The organism is Paenibacillus lautus (assembly GCF_050482385.1).
In the GTDB taxonomy this organism is placed as follows: domain Bacteria; phylum Bacillota; class Bacilli; order Paenibacillales; family Paenibacillaceae; genus Paenibacillus_AQ; species Paenibacillus_AQ lautus_B.
Genome location: NZ_JBCNHV010000040.1, coordinates 1 through 2558 on the forward strand (window position 1 = coordinate 1; position 2558 = coordinate 2558).

General features: G+C 37.9%; 3 protein-coding genes. All 3 read left to right on the plus strand.

Going from position 1 to position 2558, the window contains the following annotated elements; translation table 11 throughout:
• Positions 1 to 429 precede the first annotated feature (429 nt).
• The gene (locus ABEW73_RS33310; RefSeq protein ID WP_430173723.1) at positions 430 to 927 is read left to right on the plus strand and encodes a DUF6933 domain-containing protein; all 498 of its coding nucleotides are present in this window, start codon (positions 430 to 432) and stop codon (positions 925 to 927) included.
• A gap of 207 nt (positions 928 to 1134) precedes the next feature.
• Positions 1135 to 1680, plus strand: coding sequence for a GrpB family protein (locus tag ABEW73_RS33315; RefSeq protein ID WP_430173721.1), 546 nt, complete (start codon positions 1135 to 1137; stop codon positions 1678 to 1680).
• Between the two features lie 257 nt (positions 1681 to 1937).
• Positions 1938 to 2318 carry a VOC family protein gene (locus ABEW73_RS33320; protein ID WP_430173725.1) on the plus strand — a complete coding sequence of 127 codons (381 nt, stop codon included), beginning with the start codon at positions 1938 to 1940 and terminating at the stop codon, positions 2316 to 2318.
• The last annotated feature ends 240 nt before the right edge of the window (positions 2319 to 2558 follow it).

Genomic DNA, 2558 nt, shown 5'->3' on the forward strand with positions numbered 1-2558 from the left:
GATTGGACAATTATGTAAGATGCTTTAATTTGATTCAAATAGACTATGAACAATGGTAAAGAGCATATTACAGGTGGTGGTGAATAAGGGACGTACAAGAAATCCTAACCATTCAACGTATTTCACGACTGTAATGTTACTAACTAAATAATTGTTATCCACCAGGATCGCCTCAGCGGACACGGAATGAGTTGCGTTAACGGGAAGCGATAGTTAAGAAACAATGATTTAGTATTTCGAAGAAGACGCTGACATCCTATAACACAATATTCGCGCTGCGGGCCGTTGGCCCTTGATCTGCCAGGAGTTTTTTCGAAGAAGAGGAGACAGGCAGATACATCCATTCCCCTAAGATAGGAGCTATCTAAGGGAAATGGACGTCGCTAATACAAGAACGTTAGACGAAATAGACTGTGAAGGGATAAGAATATGATAACAATCTCATGTACCAAGAAGCTATTTGAAACTAGCTCTTTTAATGAAGAACAAGACAATGGAATAAATGATGAATTTTACAAATGGCATGCCAATATATTTCGCATGGCCAAAAAGAATAATTTAATTATTATGAATAATAAGACAAGGTATTGTTTTATTTTGTTTGGAATAAAGAAGGAGCACTATAAGAACTTTAAAGAGATATTTATCAGTGCCCTTATAGAAAACTTAAAGGCAGAAGGAATTTCTGAAAATTTAATTAACAACTACATTAGCAATGCGAAAAGCATTAATTTTATCAAAACTTATGATAGAAGCGTCCTTGGATCAATGGTAGACATGGTTAAAATGACGGAATTTTTAATTGAAGATTATTTACCTATATATGAAATGAATATCATTGAATTAAATAAGATAATTAACGACACCCCTTTAGTAAAACTAAAAAAATACCCTAACCAATTTATGAAAGAGGCTCTTAGTAACTGAGCCTAGAGTCTACTTCGTCTAACAAATTATTCTCGGCTGTGGGGCTTACGCCCCCTGGTCCTCAGATGTATAATCATGGAAGATAACTCGGACGACACACGAGCCGGCCTAAGATAAGAGCTATCTAAGGCCGGCTCGCGTCTTGAATACAGAAACGTTATATGAAACCTACACGAACTAAAAACACAAATCTTATCGGAGGTTATTATGTCAGATCCGATTATTGTAGTACCTTATGATTTTTCTTGGAACCAAGAATTTAAAAGTATTGGTTTAGAAATTCGACAAGCACTTGGCGAGCTAGCAATTCGAATAGATCATATCGGCTCAACTTCTATAGAAGGATTAGATGCAAAACCTATAATTGATATTCAGATTTCGGTCCGATCATTCAAACCGATAGAGATATATAAAACTAAACTTGAGAACATAGGATTTATCTATAGATATGATAATCCTGACCTAACAAAACGATATTTCCGTGAGAAGCTTAGAAGAAAACGAATTCATATCCATATAAGAGAATTTGGAAGTTGGTCTGAACAATTTTCACTTTTATTTAGGGATTACCTTCGGACTAATGAAGATGATTGCAGAAAATATGCGGAAGTGAAATATGATTTGATGAAACAATATCGAAATGAGCGGGATCGATATGTGGAAGGCAAGGAACCAATAATTTGGGAAATCATGAGCAGGGCCAGTAAATGGAGTCAAGTTACTGGATGGAAACCAGGAAAGACCGATATGTAAGTATATCAAAGAAGGCGTAGACATCATATAACATTGCATTCACGCTGCGGGCCTTACGGCCCTTGGTCCGCAGGCGGGATCTCAGGGAAGCGGGTGCTGCGGACAACCTCCTTCGGAGGTTCGTGAATGCGGTAACGTTATCCGAAACCTCCAGTCTTGTATAAAGACATATAAATAATCTATAGAGATTATAAATAATTTATAGAACGGCAAGTCTTACGAACAATTTAGGATCATAACAAAAAGGGGCGATTAGAATACACATCAATCGTTTAGATCATTTAGTTTTGACTGTCACAAATATTGAAAAAACATGTGATTTTTATTCTCGAGTCTTAGGAATGAGAATCGTAACATTTGGAGAAGGAAGAAAGGCACTACATTTTGGACAACAGAAGATAAACCTACATGAAGCAGGCAAAGAGTTTGAACCAAAAGCGAAGGCACCTATGCCAGGCACTGCTGATTTATGTTTTATAACAGACGTTCAGATGCCCGATGTAATACATCATTTAGAATATTGCAATGTAGTAATTGAAGAAGGTCCTGTATTAAGAACAGGATCATTAGGATCGATAACGTCAGTTTATCTAAGAGATCCAGATGGGAACCTAATAGAAATCTCTAATTACAACTGATACCCCATTTTTGTAAGGATTCAAAGACATATTGTGTAAGCAAATCGATGATGTCGGAGGCATCGGGTAACACTATATTCACAACTGCGGATCGGCTGTCGCCGATCCTTGGGCCGACCGAAGGATGAGGGAGTGGAATCAGGCGGACAACCCTGCGAACCTATCCGCGTTGTGGCCGCCCCGTTGGGGCTTAAGGTTCTCGGGTTCGTGAATACAAGAAACGTTATGTGAAATCAGCCT

What these genes read in the sequence shown, in the direction of transcription:
- ABEW73_RS33315 (WP_430173721.1), top strand. Translation starts at nt 1,135, where the DNA reads ATGTCAGATCCGATTATTGTAGTACCTTATGATTTTTCTTGGAACCAA.
- ABEW73_RS33310 (WP_430173723.1), top strand. Translation starts at nt 430, where the DNA reads ATGATAACAATCTCATGTACCAAGAAGCTATTTGAAACTAGCTCTTTT.